The 19,172-nt window shown below is 36.0% G+C and carries 13 protein-coding genes and 2 pseudogenes; 8 read left to right on the forward strand and 7 right to left on the reverse strand.

Features of this window, described 5'->3' with window-relative positions; all coding sequences use genetic code 11:
- Positions 1-90 precede the first annotated feature (90 nt).
- Positions 91-1,014 (forward strand): RluA family pseudouridine synthase, encoded by a 924-nt coding sequence (locus ABWU71_RS00235; RefSeq protein WP_353284498.1) that lies wholly within the window; start codon positions 91-93, stop codon positions 1,012-1,014.
- A gap of 7 nt (positions 1,015-1,021) precedes the next feature.
- On the opposite strand, the gene ABWU71_RS00240 is transcribed toward ABWU71_RS00235, so the two are convergent.
- A complete protein-coding gene (locus ABWU71_RS00240) occupies positions 1,022-2,284 on the reverse strand; it encodes an MFS transporter (RefSeq protein WP_353284368.1) in 1,263 nt (420 codons plus the stop codon).
- 39 nt (positions 2,285-2,323) lie between these two features.
- Positions 2,324-4,120 (reverse strand): aspartate--tRNA ligase, encoded by a 1,797-nt coding sequence (gene aspS, locus ABWU71_RS00245; protein ID WP_353284925.1) that lies wholly within the window; start codon positions 4,118-4,120, stop codon positions 2,324-2,326.
- Positions 4,121-4,316: 196 nt separating this feature from the next.
- Here aspS and ABWU71_RS00250 point away from each other — a divergent pair, with 196 nt between their 5' ends.
- The 3 genes from ABWU71_RS00250 to ABWU71_RS00265 all read left to right on the forward strand — a co-directional run bounded on the left by ABWU71_RS00250 (position 4,317) and on the right by ABWU71_RS00265 (position 7,907).
- Positions 4,317-4,748 (forward strand): hypothetical protein, encoded by a 432-nt coding sequence (locus ABWU71_RS00250; RefSeq protein ID WP_353284369.1) that lies wholly within the window; start codon positions 4,317-4,319, stop codon positions 4,746-4,748.
- A 338-nt stretch (positions 4,749-5,086) separates the two neighbouring features.
- Positions 5,087-5,710, forward strand: coding sequence for a heme ABC exporter ATP-binding protein CcmA (gene ccmA / locus ABWU71_RS00260; RefSeq protein ID WP_353284499.1), 624 nt, complete (start codon positions 5,087-5,089; stop codon positions 5,708-5,710).
- Between the two features lie 901 nt (positions 5,711-6,611).
- Positions 6,612-7,907 carry a Na+/H+ antiporter NhaC family protein gene (locus ABWU71_RS00265; RefSeq protein WP_353284500.1) on the forward strand — a complete coding sequence of 432 codons (1,296 nt, stop codon included), beginning with the start codon at positions 6,612-6,614 and terminating at the stop codon, positions 7,905-7,907.
- Positions 7,908-8,274: 367 nt separating this feature from the next.
- On the opposite strand, the gene ABWU71_RS00270 is transcribed toward ABWU71_RS00265, so the two are convergent.
- Positions 8,275-9,134, reverse strand: a protein-coding gene (locus ABWU71_RS00270; RefSeq protein WP_353284076.1) for an IS630 family transposase whose coding sequence is annotated in 2 segments (ribosomal slippage) — positions 8,275-8,810 and positions 8,810-9,134 — 861 coding nt in all. Because the reading frame shifts where the segments join, the coding sequence is not laid out codon by codon here.
- A 275-nt stretch (positions 9,135-9,409) separates the two neighbouring features.
- Complete coding sequence (locus tag ABWU71_RS00275) at positions 9,410-10,036, reverse strand: hypothetical protein (protein ID WP_353284501.1); 627 nt, start codon at positions 10,034-10,036, stop codon at positions 9,410-9,412.
- 172 nt (positions 10,037-10,208) lie between these two features.
- On the opposite strand from ABWU71_RS00275, the pseudogene ABWU71_RS00280 reads away from it, so the two are divergent.
- The 4 genes and pseudogenes from ABWU71_RS00280 to recO all read left to right on the forward strand — a co-directional run.
- Positions 10,209-10,523: pseudogene (locus ABWU71_RS00280) on the forward strand (DUF1016 N-terminal domain-containing protein); the annotation flags it as partial.
- Between the two features lie 62 nt (positions 10,524-10,585).
- Positions 10,586-11,445, forward strand: a protein-coding gene (locus ABWU71_RS00285; RefSeq protein ID WP_353284076.1) for an IS630 family transposase whose coding sequence is annotated in 2 segments (ribosomal slippage) — positions 10,586-10,910 and positions 10,910-11,445 — 861 coding nt in all. Because the reading frame shifts where the segments join, the coding sequence is not laid out codon by codon here.
- A gap of 27 nt (positions 11,446-11,472) precedes the next feature.
- Positions 11,473-11,790, forward strand: a pseudogene (locus tag ABWU71_RS00290) (PDDEXK nuclease domain-containing protein); the annotation flags it as partial.
- A gap of 200 nt (positions 11,791-11,990) precedes the next feature.
- Positions 11,991-12,713, forward strand: coding sequence for a DNA repair protein RecO (recO, locus tag ABWU71_RS00295; RefSeq protein ID WP_010082260.1), 723 nt, complete (start codon positions 11,991-11,993; stop codon positions 12,711-12,713).
- 35 nt (positions 12,714-12,748) lie between these two features.
- Here recO and ABWU71_RS00300 read toward each other — a convergent pair whose 3' ends face one another.
- Genes ABWU71_RS00300 through ABWU71_RS00310 form a run of 3 tightly spaced genes read right to left on the reverse strand, consistent with a single transcriptional unit; the run spans position 12,749 to position 19,149 of the window.
- Positions 12,749-14,125: a PleD family two-component system response regulator gene (locus ABWU71_RS00300; protein ID WP_353284502.1), complete on the reverse strand. Its 1,377-nt coding sequence runs from the start codon at positions 14,123-14,125 to the stop codon at positions 12,749-12,751.
- Positions 14,097-14,393: a twin-arginine translocase TatA/TatE family subunit gene (locus ABWU71_RS00305; RefSeq protein WP_353284946.1), complete on the reverse strand. Its 297-nt coding sequence runs from the start codon at positions 14,391-14,393 to the stop codon at positions 14,097-14,099. Before ABWU71_RS00305 ends, ABWU71_RS00300 begins: the two co-directional genes overlap by 29 nt.
- 4 nt (positions 14,394-14,397) lie before the next feature.
- Entirely contained in the window at positions 14,398-19,149 is a 4,752-nt protein-coding gene (locus tag ABWU71_RS00310) for an NAD-glutamate dehydrogenase (protein ID WP_353284503.1), read from the reverse strand.
- Between the last annotated feature and the right edge of the window lie 23 nt (positions 19,150-19,172).

Raw genomic sequence — 19,172 nt, forward strand, 5'->3', positions numbered from 1 at the left:
GCAGTAGCCCCTTCGGTGTCATTCCAGTGCTTGACACTGGAATGACACCAATAATTGACATTTCACTAGATATTCATTATAAATAATGGAATGCTACAAAGTATAAAAACCATATTAATAGAAGACGATAACGTTAGGCTGGATAGGTACATCAGAAGAATCTTTCCTGATCTAAAGCAATCTGTAATTGAAAAATCTTTAAGGAAAGGATTAATCAAAGTTGATGATTGCAAAGCAAAGTCCAGTGATAGAGTAAATTCTGGGCAAACTATAACGCTGAAGCACTTGAATTATATTGAAAACGCTAATTCTGATCGCAAATATAATGAAAAGTTAGTGAATCTACTAAGAGAGAACATATTATATGAAGACGAATATATACTAGCTATAAACAAACCCGCAGGGGTCATCGTTCAAGGTGGCGTAAAAGTAAAGATTAGCATGAGTGATTTGCTTGACCAAATAAGAGAGGGAGAAACATTTAAAATTGTCCATAGGCTAGATAGAGATACGAGTGGAGTGATAATATTCGCACGCAACGCTAATGTTGCCAGATACCTTATGGAAGAATTTAAAGGACGAAGAGTAAAAAAAACTTATTTAGCATTAACTTCTGGCATACCGAGCAAGGATAGTGGAACAATAGACTATCCATTGGTGAAAAAATATGTTTCAGGTCAAGAAAAAGTGGTCGTTGATGAAAATTCACCTCAGAATGCCACTACGCATTTTTCAATTATAGCAAAATCCAAACACAATGTTGCTTATTTAAAATTACAACCAATTACCGGCAGAACCCATCAGTTACGTGCACATTTAGCTCATATAAATTGCCATATTCTTGGTGACGGTAAATATGGTGGTAAAAAAGCTTTTATTGATGGGATAGCAAATAAAATTCACCTTCATTCGCATTCTTTATCTTTAAAACTGCCAAACAATAAAGAAATCACTATCACCGCTCCTATCACTAAACACATCGAAAAATCCATTGAAGCGCTATTTTTCGACTGAAACGATTTCACCAATCAACTTTTCTGTCTTTGGCTTTAATTTGAAGCACAGATATTAGGCTAATTAATGCGCAGGTAGTAAGATAAATGCCTGCTGCAAGTTTTATTTCGGTTTTTTCTATAAGCCACATACATATGGATGGAGAAAGGCCACCAAATATTCCTGCAGATATGTTATGTGCGAGGCTAAAGCCCGTGCACCTAACTTTCGTTGGAAATAACTCGCAGACAAGAGAATTGTATATTCCAAAAGATGCACCTATCGGTACGCTTATCAATAGAAAAGTGAGCGTTACAATATAGTGGTTATCATATGATAATAGCGAAAGCGCCGGCAAACCGGCGCAAGCTAGAGCTACTAATGTAGGAATCATTACATTTTTTCTTCCAACTTTATCAGACAGTATTGCAAACAGCACTGCAGACGCTCCAAATGTAATTTCAACTATAATCCTTACTACATTTTTAATATCAATACCTGACAGAGTAAGCGCTTTTACAGATATGTTATAAAACATTATTACCGAATAAACGATTGCATTTTGAGCGATACCAAGCCCAATTGCTATCATAAATACTTTTTTATAGTCCCTGGTTAATTCTAAAAATGGAGAATGAGATAAGCTTTTATTTTTATCGTGTGTTTTATATGCTAAGCTCTCTTCCATTATATATCTTGTTAAAAAGCCTATTATGCCCATAATGAAGCAGAAATAGAAGGGCAGCCTCCAGCCCCAAATTTCATAATTTTCACCTGTGAGTTTTTTACAAATAGCTATCATTACAAAGCATGTAAGAGAACCAAGCGCACCGCTAAAAGGCTTCATACTCCCTAGAAAGCCTAGATTTTTTTTATCGCTTGAATGCTCTATTAAAAAAGCCGAGTTGATACTCGTTTCTCCACCTGCTGCCATTCCTTGTGTTATTCTACAAAGCAGAAGCAGTATAGGAGAAAATATTCCAATTTCTTTAAAGCTTGGTATAACCGCAATTGCAGTAGACGATATCGAAGCTAATATTACAGAAGTCAGCAAAATTTTCCTTCTGCCGTATTTATCTCCAATGTAACCAAAAATAAATGCACCAAGTGGTCTAAATCCAAATCCAATTGCAAAACTGCCAAGAAATTTGATTTTTTTTATGTAATCACTTTCTGATGAAAAAAAAACGTCACTTATTATGTGTGTTAACACTCCAAATAGAGTTAACTCATACCATATAATCATGTTACAGATTATGCTTGATAGTATTGCTTTTTGAATATTGTTCATGACTTCCGGTTTACCACACCCCGCTATAAAAATTTTTATTCAAACCTTCAAGGATAATTCACGTAAATGTTTACTATCTACCTTAGAAGGAGCACCCATTAGAACATCTTCACCTTGCTGGTTCATAGGAAAACAGATTACTTCACGAATGTTTGGTTCATCGGCAAGTAGCATAACCATTCTATCAATCCCTGGTGCTATTCCACCATGAGGGGGAACACCAAATCTGAATGCACGTACAAGTGCGCCGAATTTTGTATCAACTTCTCCCTGGCTATAACCTGCAATGGCAAAAGCTTTGTACATTACATCCAGCTTATTATTACGAATTGCCCCGCTTGACAGTTCTATTCCATTACAAACGAGATCATATTGGTAAGCAAGGATATTCAGTGGATTCTTTTCCTCTAAATCTTTCAGACCACCGTGTGGCATGGAGAATGGGTTATGGAAGAAATCGATTTTTTTACTTTTATCGTCATATACAAAATAGGGAAAATCAATGATCCAACAAAACTTGAAGATATTGTCATCTATAAGACTGAGTTCTGACCCTAAAAGAGTGCGCACTTTCCCTGCAATTGTTGCTGCCTCATTCTCTTTGTCAGAAGCAAAAAACACACTATCTCCAGTCCCTACATTCGTTACTTCTCTTATGTAGTTTAGCCTATTGTCATCGAGGAATTTAGCAATTGGGCCTTTCGCAGTTCCATCTTTATCAAACGTTATATATCCAAGACCCTTAGCACCGAATTCTTTTTGCGCATGTTCTATTTTTTTATCAAAGAAGCTGCGTGGTTCCTCTGCTGTCTTAGGTGCAGGGATGGCTCTCACTACCATACCACGCTCAATATTGCTTTTGAAAATATTGAACCCTGAATCACGGAAAATTTCTGTAACATCGTTGATTAATAGTGGATTACGCAGATCTGGCTTATCAGAACCATATTTGAGCATTGCCTCTTTATATGTAATACGTGGAAAATCTTTATCAACAGACTTACGAGAAAATTTAGCAAACACTTTATATAAGGTAGACTCAATAATCTGAAAGATGTCTTCTTGAGTTATAAAAGACATTTCAAGATCTAGCTGATAAAACTCTCCCGGAGAACGGTCAGCCCTTGCGTCTTCATCACGAAAACACGGTGCAATTTGAAAATATTTATCAAACCCTGAGACCATGAGCAATTGCTTAAAAATCTGCGGAGCTTGCGGCAATGCATAGAATTTACCAGGATTTAGTCTACTCGGTACTAAATAATCACGTGCACCTTCAGGGGACGAAGCAGTAAGTATTGGAGTCTGAATTTCCAAAAACCCTTGCTCTATCATGAGCTTGCGGAGTTCTGCAATAATTTGTGAGCGCAGAATAATATTGTTACGGGCTTTTTCACGCCTTAAATCAAGAAAACGATATTTAAATCTCATATTTTCCGGATATTCTTGTTCGCCAGCAATGCTCGCTAATATACTTCTTTCTTCTTTCGCTATTTCTTCATCACGGTGGAACTCGACTTCCGATTCAACGTGCAAATTGCTAACTACAACCTCAATTTCCCCAGTTGCGATAGAGGTGTTTACCGTATCTTCAGTTCTAGCTTCAACTATTCCTGTAACAGTAATTACACTCTCCAATTTTAAATTTGATATCTCATCAAAAAAGTCTTTGTCATTATTAAATACTAGTTGAGTGATTCCATAGAAGTCTCTTAAATCAACAAAAATTAGGTTACCGTGATCGCGCTTACGGTATAACCATCCAGAAAGGGTAACTTCCTTTTCTACATCATTCTTCCTTAATTCTTCACACGTGTGAGTCTTGTAGCAGTTCATATTTGTTTCACTTCTAAATTCTTTAAAAAGTATAGAAATAAACCTTATTACATACAAGCCCATTCGTCAGATATTTGTCCAATTTACGAAATAGAGCAGTGTTGCTTTTATACTGTCTTTACCCGCAAAGAAATTGCACAATTTCTATAATTATGGTATAATGATAAGGGTATTTTTAGTGAATTAGATACAAGAAATGCCATTTGCACAGATCATAACATATAGCGTAACATTACTTGCTGTAGCTGCAGTATTTCTCTTTTTGAGAAAAATATACAAAAATCGCATTAGAAAAATCATATTTCCTAGAAAAGTTTTTAAAGAAGAGTGGGAAGAAGACAGAAAATTCAATGAATTATATCAAAAAAATAAGCAAAAAGAGTTGCTAAAACAACAAGAAACGTTACGCGAGAAACAAAAAGATGTGCAAGTTTATAAAGAAGATCCAGAAATAGTTGACATAGCAAAACCGGTAGGTAAATGGACAAAGATGGTTATGATGGGTAATGGTTTAATGCAGCGTTTTGCACAATTGATACATAGAGAAGGCGGCCAGAAAGGATTTTGGGAGCTGTTTGTAAAAGCTCAGGCTTCAACTCAAGGTAAACATAAGGGGAAGGGCAGATGATGTATCCATTATATAACCTGCTTTCTGATATTAAATTTCTTGTATTGTGTTGAATGTTATAGCCAGTTTTGCCTCAAACACAAGGGTGTCATCCCAGTGCGTGACACTGGGATCCAGCAAGCTTTGCTTGCAAATGTGCTTAACAAACATTAGACTTCTTGCATTATCCCATGCCATCCCTGTCTGGGATTCAGAAGAGTCAATTGCAACCAAGCAATTGTATAAAAAAAACTGGATTCCAGTGTCAGCTACTTGCATGACATCATTCGTTGTGCAAACTACCTACAAATTGCAACCTAAAGTATCTGGGTTCTGGATCCTCTTTGGAGGTCCAGTAAATGCTTGAATGTGAAAATTTATCCTGCGCGCGTAATAATAAGGTACTATTTAAAAATCTCAGTTTTAAAGCTGAGCCAAAATCAAAGATTCTAATCACTGGTCCAAATGGTAGTGGTAAAACCAGCTTAATTAGAAGTTTATCTGGACTTTTACCGCCGGTATCAGGCAATATAAGGCACTGCGGAAAAGACATATATGATGATCCAAAATCCTATATACCTTCCATGGTCTATATAGGCCATAAGAATGCCTGTAAAGATAGCTTAACTGTTGCTCAAAACGTAGAATTCTGGGCAGGAATACGAAATACTAGGGAATTGATTGTGGCAGCTATTTGTTGCTTGCAGTTGCAACCTGTACTTAATATTAGATATGGCGAACTTTCTGCAGGCTGGAAAAGGAGAGTTGCGCTTGCTCGCCTCTTGATTTCTAATGCAAACGTTTGGCTGATAGATGAACCATTTTGTAATCTTGATAGCGCAACGTGTGAATTAGTGCTGAACCTAATCTCAATACGCTCTGAGCAAAATGGTATAGTAATTATTACAGGGCATAGCTCTACAGAGCAATTGTGTGATTTTACAACGATTGATATACGCGATTTCAATAGATTTCTTGCATAGTTTTTGGCAGCGCGTTAACAACCGTTAGAAACGAAAAACTTCCTTGACAAACTCCGCCAGCCCCCTTATCATGGTACTGGAGGTATTCGTTTATCTTCAATCTGTGCAGATTAAACGACAACAGTATTACGTAATTGGCGTCTTATTTTTAATTTTTTGCACTATGTGCACCTTATGTCTTCACAACATTTCTGGGTTTTTACCTATATAAGCTGAAACGCGCTTATAAAGCGTTTAAGACAGTATAGAACGCCAATTTGCAGGATTAGAGAGTGACAACTAGCTAACACGGGATATCTTTTGCCTTTTTTTCTGCTTAGTAAATTTCTTAAACATTCAAACTAAGGTGAGTTGCATTCAAAAGCAGCTAAATTGCAGTGTTTAAGACTTAAAAAACGCCAATACTGAAAATAGACAATGACTAGGGCTTCGTGTGCCTTTTTTTTATTTGGTAAATTTCTTAAATATTTATGGCTAAACGACAACCGTCATCCCGCTGCTTGTTAGCGGCTAAGGGATACTGCGAATGAATCGCGGTATGACGGTTAATTATTCTGCGGCGGTATGACGTAGAGCTCGCGTTAGCTATACTTTTATACTCACCAACTCAGTATCCAATCTGGATCCAAGTAGTCAGCTACTCGGATGACATCTTTGTGTTTGAGGCAAAACCAGCTATAACATTTCTTCGCAAACAAATGTTCGTACAGTTGTGCGCGTGATGCTGGAATCTAGACAACAATTAGATCCTATTGTCAAGCAATAAGCTACATGTGCTATTTATTTAGTAGATTAAATATGAAGTTTAAAACTCTGCTATTGACTTTCTGTAGAACTAGTGAAAACCAAACTTGCTTAAAACCACTTAATTAGTTATAGTCACAAGTTTAGGCACAGTAAAATGACAGCTTTTGTCCCCTTGATTATTTTTTTAGTCTTGTATCTTGGAAGTGGTGCTTATTTTTCTTTTATCGGAACTGATAATCCACTTCATCAGGTTTCACCAGTAATCTGCTTATTACCAGCACTATTTTTTGCTGTCTCACGTGGTACAAATAAAATTCAGCATAACATCGATACTGTTATCGAGGGCATGGGTGACAAAAATACCCTTACTATGTGTTTAATTTTTTTATTTTCTGGAGCATTTTCTGCAGTTACTCAATCAATTGGTAGCGCAGACACTGTCGCTAATTTAATTCTTAATTTCCTTCCAGCAAGATTACTGCTGCCTGGAGTATTTTTGGCTTCTGCTTTTATTTCAACTGCAATTGGTACATCTATGGGAGTTGTCGCGCTGATGGTACCTACAGCTGTTAATCTGGCAAAAAGTGGAGCTTTTGGTCTCGAAATAGGAACTGCAACTGTAGTAGGTGGTGCCGTGTTTGGCGATAACCTTTCGATGATATCTGATACCACCATTGCATCTGTTTCTTCACAGGAAGCTTCAGCAAAAGATAAACTTAAAATGAACTCTAAAGTTGCACTTATTGCCAGCATTATAACACTCATCTACCTAGCAGTTGCCTCAAATAGTACAAAAATTATTTCTATATCAAATTTAGATTATTATTCTATAATAAAAATTATTCCTTACATTTCTTTAATAATCATGGGGCTGCTTGAAGTTGCCACTTTAGTAACAATAACTATAAACATAATTATTGCTGGTGTGCTAGGAATAACTTTTTTTGACTATGCTATCATTCAATTTCCTCATGACGTGTATGACGGTTTCAAAAAAGTAAACGAAATAGTGATATTTGCTCTATTTATCGGTGGATTGAGCCATATAATGTACAAACAAGGTCAAAAAGCGTTGCATAAACTCATCGATGAAAGCAATATCACAAAAACTAAAGCTGAATTTGTGATAGCAGGAATTGCGTCTATGTTTACTACCTTAGTTGCCAATAATACCATTGCTATTTTACTAAGTGGTGGCATTGCAAAAAGGCTTGCACAAAAACACAGTATTGCGCCACATCGCAGCGCATACTTATTAGATGTTTTTGCTTGTGCTACAAAAGGTATCTTACCTTATGGTTCCCAACTACTGCTAGCAGGGAGCATCGCCTCTGTATCACCTATTTCTTTATTAACACAGGTATATTACTGCTTTATTCTAGCGGCAGTTACAATAGGCGAAATAATCATCAACAGCAGAAAAGAGAAACGTTGTGCGGCTGCAGCTTAGAGTTTCTCTTTTTTTACCCATAAGGAACGGAATTACTTGACACCCTTCGCCAACCCCCTTATCATGAAACTGAAGCTATTTATTTATCTTCTCTGTACAGATTAAATGACAAAAAAACTCAATGTATTTGGCGTCTCATGTTTAATTTTTTGCACTATGTGCGCCTCATGTCTTTATAAAACTTCTAGCTATACAAGCCGAAACGCGCTGTTCAAGACATCAAAAGACGTCAAATAGAACAAGGGAGAATTTGAATACTGGCTACCCTGGGGATTCTTTGCCTTTTTCCCTGCTTAGTAAATTTCTTAAACACTTGCGGTGTAGGTTAGTTGCAAGTTATAGCATTTCTCATAATAGTCCGAACGGGTCATAGGAAGGCAGAATCAACAGCACGACGAAAGGATTCGAATAGAGGAATGTTTTTCCTAGCTCTGTTTTTTATAGCAAACCAATGATGCTCAATTTTGTTGAAATCTGGAGAATACGGCGGCAGATACAAAATTTCTGCACCAACTCCTCTAGCAAGCTCGATAATCTTACCAGACTTATGAAAAGTAGCATTGTCAAGAATGACAGTCTGTCCAGGTTCCAAGATCGGTGTCAAAAATTGCTCAAACCATCCATTAAAAACATCCATATTACAGTGGCCTTCAAAGGTTAATGGAGCAACTATCTTTCTTCTACTTAAGGCTGCAACCATACTGATTCGTTGAGTTTTCTTTCCAGATTTTAGGCCATAAAACCGCTGTCCTTTCTGGCAATACCCATATGGATAGTCCTCTGTGTTATCAATGCCAGACTCATCTATATAAACTAAGTTTTCTGGTTCTTTTGTTGCTATAATTTTTAAGAATTCAGCACGTTTTTCTTCGTTTCTTTCCTTGTATCCATATGTCTTTTTTTGCGCGTAAATCCAATTTTTCTGAGAGCTCGGTGGATCGTTTGGATACTAACGTTGCCCCAAAGTTTAGCCATTTCCGACAGAGTCTTTCCTCCGTTTTCTCTGGCAAATTTAGCAAAGGCATCCCAGTCGGTGATTTTGTGATTGTAACCTCCATTTCCAAGTTTTTTTGATTGAAAGTCTCCTGTTTCTTTTCTTCTTTGCTGCCACTCCCATAAAGTAGTTCGTCCAATTTTAAATCTTGCTGCCACTGTTTCTCTGCTTCCTCCCTCCTCTAGCGCTTCCATTGCTTTTTTCCTTAAGTCATAACTATATGCTGCTGGCACTCAACCTCCTTATCATCGTCTATCCTTATCTTATCACATCCGGACTTCTATGAAAAGAGCTATAATTGCAAGTAATGCATTGGGTTTGGTGAGTATGGGTTTTGCGTTATAGAATGAAGCACTTTTGGTGAATTTGTAAAGAAAACTGGATTCCAGTGTCAAGCACTGGAATGACACCTTCCTAGTGGAAATTGCTCTCAAATCACAATGTTCGTACAGTTGTGGTCTGGGCATTAGGATGACAGGAGGTAATATAAGAGGTCTATTGTAAGATTTTACCCATTTAGAATAAAGTCTAGTGTTACTTCACGCCAAATGTGGTGGTGCTGAATAGGCAAGCCGGTCAATGGGCTACATTTATATACTGCACGCATTGCGTTATCTGCTATCGACCTGAAAAGTGGATTATTTCGATAGGAATCACTGTCTGCTACATCGGCCATAATTATCTCGCCTTGACTGGACAATAATAAGTTAATTTTTATATTAAAATTTTCTTTGTAAGCTATGCTTTCAGGAATGCTCCAGCATTTTGTGAGCTTGTCTCTTATAGAGTTAATAATTTCTGTTACAACTAATTCATCCTTTTTACTCTCAACGCTTTTTTCGTTTCCTATTTCATTTTTTGCCTCTCTAACATCCCTTCTTAGTTTTTTCTCTATACTTTTCTTTCTCTTTGGAATTGGAATGAATTCTTTACCCTCGTTAATAATGACTTCTTCTTGCACTTCAATAATTTGCCTCGGTTGTGCTACAACAGTGTGCTCAACTATTTCTTTTTTCCTTTGTGGTATAGGAACAGCTAACGTATCATTCGTTTGGGCTTTTGTTGAAGATAACGAAAAAAGCAAAAAACAACATAAAGACAAAAAAAGAATATAATTCGAATAGAAAAAACGCATATGTTAAGCAGCTTGTTTTACTGGTTTTAAGCTAATATTGCATGTAAAGTCAATATATTTTAGTTGATGGACGAGTTTGAAGTCAATAAGGAATCCCTTCAAAGCTGAAGGCAAGCGAAAGATTGTCTTCTCGACAGACAAAGGAATTGTACAATGGATTAAAAGGAACCGTATGACAAAAATTATAGCAAAAGAATATACAGAATTTTTAGAGCAGTTGAAGGATCATATTGCAACAAACCGTTATAAGGCAGCACTTGCAGTAAATAGTAAGCTTATTTTGCTTTACCACCATATTGGTACAGAGATCCTAAAACGCCAAAAAGAACATACCTGGGGAGCTAAGGTAATTGATCAATTAAGTAAGGATTTGAGAAGTACATTTCCAGAAATGAAAGGCTTTAGCACGAGAAATCTGAAGTATATGAGTAAGTTTGCCGAAGAATATCCTGATGTTGAATTTGTGCAGGAGCCTCTTGCACAATTATAGCTCTTTTCATAGAAGTCCGGATGTGATAAGGTAAGGATAGACGATGATAAGGAGGTTGAGTGCCAGCAGCATATAGTTATGACTTAAGGAAAAAAGCAATGGAAGCGCTAGAGGAGGGAGGAAGCAGAGAAACAGTGGCAGCAAGATTTAAAATTGGACGAACTACTTTATGGGAGTGGCAGCAAAGAAGAAAAGAAACAGGAGACTTTCAATCAAAAAAACTTGGAAATGGAGGTTACAATCACAAAATCACCGACTGGGATGCCTTTGCTAAATTTGCCAGAGAAAACGGAGGAAAGACTCTGTCGGAAATGGCTAAACTTTGGGGCAACGTTAGTATCCAAACGATCCACCGAGCTCTCAGAAAAATTGGATTTACGCGCAAAAAAAGACATATGGATACAAGGAAAGAAACGAAGAAAAACGTGCTGAATTCTTAAAAATTATAGCAACAAAAGAACCAGAAAACTTAGTTTATATAGATGAGTCTGGCATTGATAACACAGAGGACTATCCATATGGGTATTGCCAGAAAGGACAGCGGTTTTATGGCCTAAAATCTGGAAAGAAAACTCAACGAATCAGTATGGTTGCAGCCTTAAGTAGAAGAAAGATAGTTGCTCCATTAACCTTTGAAGGCCACTGTAATATGGATGTTTTTAATGGATGGTTTGAGCAATTTTTGACACCGATCTTGGAACCTGGACAGACTGTCATTCTTGACAATGCTACTTTTCATAAGTCTGGTAAGATTATCGAGCTTGCTAGAGGAGTTGGTGCAGAAATTTTGTATCTGCCGCCGTATTCTCCAGATTTCAACAAAATTGAGCATCATTGGTTTGCTATAAAAAACAGAGCTAGGAAAAACATTCCTCTATTCGAATCCTTTCGTCGTGCTGTTGATTCTGCCTTCCTATGACCTGTTCGGACTATTATGAGAAATTCTATAAAGTTACGTTGCTTCGTAGTGATTGAACTAAAAGATAAGGATTTTAAGCCGGAATATGCTGGTAAAATGAATTTTTATCTTTCTGCAGTTGATGATTTACTGAAGCACTCGACAGATCAACCTTCTATAGGGTTAATCTTATGTAAATCTAAAGACGATGTACTTGCTAAATATACACTCAAAGACATAAATAAACCAATAGGATTAGCGGAATATCGAATAACTGAAAATCTACCAGAGAACATAAAAACAGCTTTACCGACGATAGAAGAATTAGAAGCTGAATTATCCAAAATTTCAGATAAGGAAAAGTAATGGTTACTAGAATCATTCAAACAATTATTTAGCAAACCAAAAGCTCAGCATGGAGGCTCAGGAAGAAGAGTGGCAGCCAATAACTTACTCTCTCATAGCCTTGAAACTTTGGAAGCAAACAGTAACAGAGTAAGTGATTTTTATGGATTACAAGCTCTAGGTGCACTATCCTATAATATCATACGGTCAATACACTCCAAATGAGATGGAAAGATGAAGGCATCATTATAGCTGCTAAAAAATACGGCGATAAAAACTTAATTCTCTCTCTGTTTACAAAAAATCATGGAAAGCGCAGGGGATTAACTAAGCTAACAAACAATAGCAATTATAAGTTTCAAATAAGTAATCTATTACATGCAGAATGGAGTGCTAAGTTACCTGAAAATCTAGGGTTTTTTAAGTGCGAATTAATCGAATCTCCATTCCATCATTTCTTTCAAGATAGGTTAAAAAGCATTACTATTGTTTCTTTCTCCTCTATTTTAGAAAAAGTGCTTCCAGAAAGTGAACCCTGTGCCATGCTGTATGACAATTTTCGATATTTCATCGATGTAATTAAACACAACAATCAGTCTTGGCAAAGCCATTATCTTAACTTAGAGCTTCTGCTTCTTACGCAATTGGGATTCAAGTTAGACTTATCCAAATGCGCTGTAACAGGTGTTAAGGAAAATTTACAATTTATTTCTCCAAAAACTGGCAGAGCAGTGTCAAAAAAAGTAGGAGATTATTATGCAGATAAACTCCTACCTTTTCCACAAATGTTGCATGATGTATACAATAATAACCTACAAAACAGCTACTCATTCCAAGAATTTCAGTTAGGACTGAAAGTCACAGGATATTTTTTAAATAAGTATCTATTTTTGCAGTTAAACGTGAAATTTCCAGAGCTGAGAAACCTCATGTTGTCGCTTTAATCTTAGTTATCATTTTTTTGACAGAATTTTAGAATTCAGCCAGTAACCACTCTATTTCTACCACTGTTTTTTGCTTTATATAAATATCTGTCAGCACGTACTATAAATTTTTTAATATCATCAAAGTCAGATCCTTGCATTTCTGCAATTCCAATGCTCACAGTTATGTTATGGGTTGTATTTTTGTCCGCAAGTATAAAAGGTTCTTTAGCAATAATTTTTCGTATTCTCTCCGCAATAGTATACGCATCTGATACATTGGTATCTGGCATTACAACAACAAACTCCTCACCACCAAACCTAGCTAGTAAATCTGTCACTCTGATATTTTCAGAAATTCTTTTCTGTATTTGCTTTAAAAGTTCATCTCCAGCACTATGCCCAAAACTGTCATTCACCACCTTAAAATAGTCTATATCAAGTATCATAAGAGACAACCTTCTATCCTTTTCCACAGAGTCCTTAACAATGTTTCTTAAGTGTGCATCAAAATATCTTCTATTATAACAGTTAGTTAATGGGTCCTTTATAGACATTTCCGCATTATTAAATAAATTCATTCTCAAGGCATCTTGATATCTTTTGCGTTTTACTTGCGAATTAACCCTTGCTATTAACTCACCCTCATCCAAAGGTACTGTTAAATAATCATTAGCACCTACATCAAGTGCTTTTACTAAATTGTTTTTATCATAATCCTCAGAAAGAATCAGAATTGGTGTATAACGTGTTTCCACCTTACTACGAAACTCAGAACACAAACGCAAGCCGTCAGTTTTTGAAAATTGCATATCAGAAATGATCAGGTCGTAACTATTCTCAATACCAACCTTCAATGCTTCCATTGGATCACTCAGTATTTTAATTGACCTAAAGCGTTGCTTTAATATATTATATATCTGCTCTGCTTGATGAACATCCTCATCTATAACAAGTATGTTAGCATCAAAAATCTGATTGGAATAATCCATAATACTGTTTCCTGCTACTCCGCCAATCTCAGCGTTGGTTTCTCCTCTTAAACGCAATTCATCGATAATCATTTTTAAGCGCGTGAGAGACTTGATCCTTGCAGATAAAGCAGTTTCATCTATTGGTTTAGTCAGAAAATCATCTGCACCAGCATTAATACCTTGCACTCTATCATGAGTATCATGCAGCGCAGTTACCATAATTATTGGAATATGGGTTGTCAAGGGATCACTCTTTAGCTCCTTACAAACTTCAAAGCCATTCATCTTTGGCATCATGATATCAAGTAATATAATATCAGGCTGCTGCTTTGCTACTAAATCTATAGCTTCTCCACCATCATGAGCTACGATAACCGTATAGTACTCTGCTTTTAGTCGAGCTTCTAAAAGCTTGACATTAGATAGTACATCATCTACTACCAGAATCTTCGCTGTCATTATCTTTAGATGTATTATCTATATCATAAGTAGGATAAAGCTTACCATTTTTACCAACTATGTAATTTACTTTCTCAGTATTACACTCTTTATATAAGTCTTCAATTCCGGCATCCTTCAATAACCTTTTGGCTTTTGACTTTGCAATTATAAAATACCTATATATAGTCTTAATAAAATCAATAAATACAGGTACCTTATTTTTATCAAGAACAATCATGCTCACTAAAGCTACAACTAAAATTTCTGAAAGACCTATATTGAACATTTTCCTATGAAGCAAGTACTTTAATCCTTCTGATTATAAATATTAATTTGCTTAAATCAAGTTTAGAAGCAACCATCTCATCTAAAAAACTATTATAACGTTCTATGTAGTCCTTATCATTACAAGCCCAGGTTTGAACCTTATCTTCGGGGTTATCAGTAGCTTTTATGACTTTAACAGCTAGCTTGTGATGGTAATTGCTTAAATCGTCCAATAAATCATTAACTAAGCTGCGATCCCAATAAGAAGAGCGGCTTTTCATCTTGATGGCAATTGTTCTAATCAGATCGAATCTTAACAGCGACTTTAACTCAAAGTATATTTTACCAGCATCAAGAATGGACAAAGATGTCTGTTCAGCAACAGATATAATGTCCAGTGCATAAGCAAGAACGCATAGATCAGCAACTTTTTTTGCTAGATCTTTATTTATATTAAGTTCTACTAAAGAAGTTGATCCATGGCTATAGACCTTTAATAGGTGTTCATCTAAAACATCAGTTAAGTTCTGGCCTAAAGTTTCAATTGCATCTTTAAATTTTGTAACATCATCCAATTCTACAAAGCTAAGCTTGCCAAGATTTTTCACTAGCCAAAATGATACTCTGCCAATAAATTTCTGCACGTTCCTCACTATTTGTAAGTATGAGTTAACATCAATTTTTCCATCCAATTCATCAATTTTCTGCCACAGGCTGTTTAAATCATACAGGTGGTTAACAACAATATATATGTTAACCGCTTCTTGTATCTTAATTCCAGTGTTCTCAGCCAAATTATTGATGAATATACAGCCCATTCTATTCACTACATCATTTGCAATGCAAGTAGAGATAATTTCTCTACAAAGTTGGTGTTTTAATATGAAATCCTTAAATTTTGTTACCATCTTTTTAGGAAAATAACCTAGCAAGTAGTCATGAGATATAAGATCTTTTTCAGGCAGATCGGAATGTATAATTTTATTTTTTATTGCTGTTCTAGCATAAGACATTAGAACAGAGAGCTGAGGAGAACTGAAACCTTCTGCACCAGTTAACATCCTTGCTATCTCTTCTTCAGTTGGAAGAAATTCTACGCTTCGGTTTAACAGCCCAGATTTTTCTAAACTGAGCAGTAACCTGTGGTGTTGCTCCAATCTCTCTTTAGCTTGCAAACACTCAAGAAGTAATGCTTTTGTTTCAATTTTGTTGTGGTTCTCAAGCACTTTGGATGCAACTTCATCCACCATACTTGCCAGTATTTCATTCCTTTTTTCTAAAGAAATACCCCCTGCTTTCATAGCTGAAACAAATGCAATCTTAATGTTAACTTCAAGATCCGAACATATCACTCCGGCTGAATTATCAACAAAATCTGCATTGATATATCCACCTCTTTCAGCATATTCTATTCTTCCAAGCTGTGTGCATCCCAAATTTCCGCCTTCTATAAACATAGAAGCTCTAATATCTTTACCATTCACTCTTAACTCATCGTTTGCTTTGTCACCGACCATGCTATGATTTTCACTCTTTGCCTTAACAAACGTGCCGATTCCTCCATTCCATGTGAAGTCCACTTTTGCTTTCAACAGATATCTAATCAAATCACTTGGAGGTAGCATATCTTCTGTTATATCAAAGCATTTTTTCATTTCTTGAGAAATGTTTACTTGCTTACTGCTACGCTCAAATACTCCTCCACCCTTAGAAATCAAATCTTTGTTATAATCCATCCAAGTTGAAAATGGTAACTCAAAGAGACGTTTACGCTCTGTGAAACTCTTTTCTGCATCAGGGTTTGGATCAACAAAAATATGCATATGGTTAAATGCGCCGATTAAATGTATATTTTCTGAAAGCAGCATACCATTTCCAAATAAGTCGCCAGCCATATCCCCAATTCCAATAACAGTTGCATCCTGGTAAATATCCTTATTCATTTTCCAAAAATGCCTCTGTGCTGCAATCCATGCACCTCTAGCTGTAATACCCATTTTTTTGTGATCATAACCTGCTGATCCACCAGATGCAAATGCATCGCCAAGCCAAAAATTGTATTCAGAGGCTATCTGGTTAGCATAATCAGAAAATGAAGCAGTGCCTTTATCTGCTGCAACTACCAAGTATGGATCATCCTCATCATACCTAATCACATTCTCTGGTGGAATTATTTCACCATCAACCACGTTATCAGTAATATCAAGCATTCCTCTGATAAAACTCTTATAGCACTCAACACTTTTCTCTCTTAAAATATTCTTATCTTTATAAGCTTGCTTTATTATAAACCCACCCTTTGCACCAACAGGGACAATAACCGCATTTTTTGTCATCTGAGCTTTCATGAGCCCCAAAACTTCAGTGCGAAAATCTTCCGTCCTATCCGACCACCTTAAGCCACCACGGGCTAATTTCCCTCCTCTTAGATGTATTCCCTCAAAAAGGTTTGAATAAATATACAATTCGCGATACGGACGAGGATCAGGCAAACCATTTATTTTACTTGAGTCAAATTTTGTAGATAAATATGGTTTATCGTCTTGATAATAACTGGTCCTTAAAATAGCCATTATCAAGTTAAATATCGAGCGCAAAACGTAATCATGTGAAACATTGCTGATCTCTTTTAGAAGTTCCTCAATTTTTTCTCTGACAATGTCCGTAGTTTCTGCTCTATCAATGTCTATGTTAGGATCAAATCTTGCATGAAATAGTTGTATCAAATACTTTACTACTTTTGGATACTCTGAGACTACCTTTTGGATATATTCTGGGTTGTAGTTAAATGACGTCTGCTTTAGGTAAGCACTTAGCGCTCTAATCAGAAGCACTTCCTTCCACTTGAGCCCAGCAATAATGATCAAACTATTGAAATAGTCATTTTTAATTTCCTTGCTAAATACTTTTGCAAGCGTTATTTCAAATTGTACTTTCAGAGTAATGTCATCTATCAACTCGTCAACTCTTGACAACACAAAATGGTGTATCCATATTCCGCCGTTAATTTCTATGTAATAGCCATTATGAGATAGAATTTTAGCTCCCAAATTCTTAGTGATCCTTAATATCTTCGATAATTCAAGACCTCCATTGCTCGAAGTGTAAACCTTTAATTGATAATTAAGATTATCACAAGTAAGCCTTAAATCGACCTCGCTAACTCCCTTCTTCCTCACTATCTCCAATTTTTTCATATCGTAATATGCGTCATGAGGTTCGAAACTCTCTTGATAGCTTATTGGAAATGCCTTGCAATAACGGATGAATATATCCTCAACAGTGCTAAAAGTATTATATAAATTGTCTATGAAACGATCTTCCCACTTTTCCGTAATGTTCCTTAATTTGTTTTCGATACGCAAAACTTCATCATCAGGAACACTAGCGTTTTTGGTCTTTAGCACTACATGCAATTTCATCAAATCATATTCATTGATAATGTGATTGTTATAAATATCTGAACTTCCTGCACTTGTCTCATCCTTTAATATGTCACGTATCTTGAACATTAGCCTAGCGCTAGCATAACGCATCGGTATCAGCACTATGCAACTAATAAAATCCCCTACTCTTCTTAAAAATAATCTGACCCTTGGCCTAATCGCAAGAGACATGATCGAAATGCAAATTTTCAATAATTCGTCTTCATTTGATTGGAATAATTCATCACAAGAGAATGCTTGTAAAATAGAAATTAAAGCCTTGTTATTGTGGCCCCCGGTTACAAACCCTGCACTTTTTTCTATAACTTTAACTTTATCTCTTATTATTGGAATAGTTCTAATATCTTGGACCTCCGCTATAGAAGTAAATAATCCAAAAAAACGCCGTTCCTTTACCACATTACCCTGGTCATCAAATTCTTTTACTCCTATACAATTCATGTATGTACGCCGATGGACTATTGAGATTAGATCTGATCTCAATATGTATAGGGAATCAAGGTTTGCAGAAGGAATCAACGTACTTTGACCTACTCTCATCAGGCCAAGGTCCTTTTTGCTATCACAGACGAGTTTTTCATCTTTACCAGCAATATATTCTTGATAACCTAGAAATACAAAATTATTATTCTTTAACCAAACTAGAAGATCTTTTTGCTCTTGATTTCGGTCTGGTGTCATTCCAGTGCGTGACACTGGAATCCACGTGTCCTTTTCCTGGATCCCAGTATCAAGTACTGGGATGACAGAAAGACTTGCTTCATCAAGTTTCTTAAGCATTAAGTGCCAATCTTTCACAACGCAATTAACTGCTTTCAGCGTTTTTTGTAGAGATTCTTTTAATGTATCAACAAAACTGTCACTTATACCTTTGATAATTAGATATATAACTGACTCTTTTATTCCATTACTTTCTTCCAAAGGGTAAATCTCGTCTATTAGGCCCTCTTTTCTTTTAATGTTAATTATGCTGTTGCTGTAATAGCATATGGTTAAATCGTGCGACTTAATAGTTGCAATAACGGAGTCAACCAAAAATGGCATATCATCGTTTGTTATCTTAATCGTGGTAAAATCGCCTTCTATTCCTGGTATATCATCTATATTGCTTACTACTAACTTACTTTCATCTTTCTCTTTTTGAGAAACAAAATTGTAAGCATCGTTTACAATATATAGCAAAAACTTATCGTTGGCTTTTAGGTCGCTTTTATAAACAAAACTATAAAAATACTTGATAAATTTTTTAATTTTTTCTTTATCTTGCTGATTTTCTTGATCAGCTAACTTAAATAAAGACTCAGTGTCAACATTATGATCTATACACATTTTTTTTAACAAAAATACACAGT

The sequence above is a fragment of the Wolbachia endosymbiont (group A) of Lasioglossum fulvicorne genome (assembly GCF_964028605.1).
Taxonomy (GTDB): Bacteria; Pseudomonadota; Alphaproteobacteria; order Rickettsiales; family Anaplasmataceae; genus Wolbachia.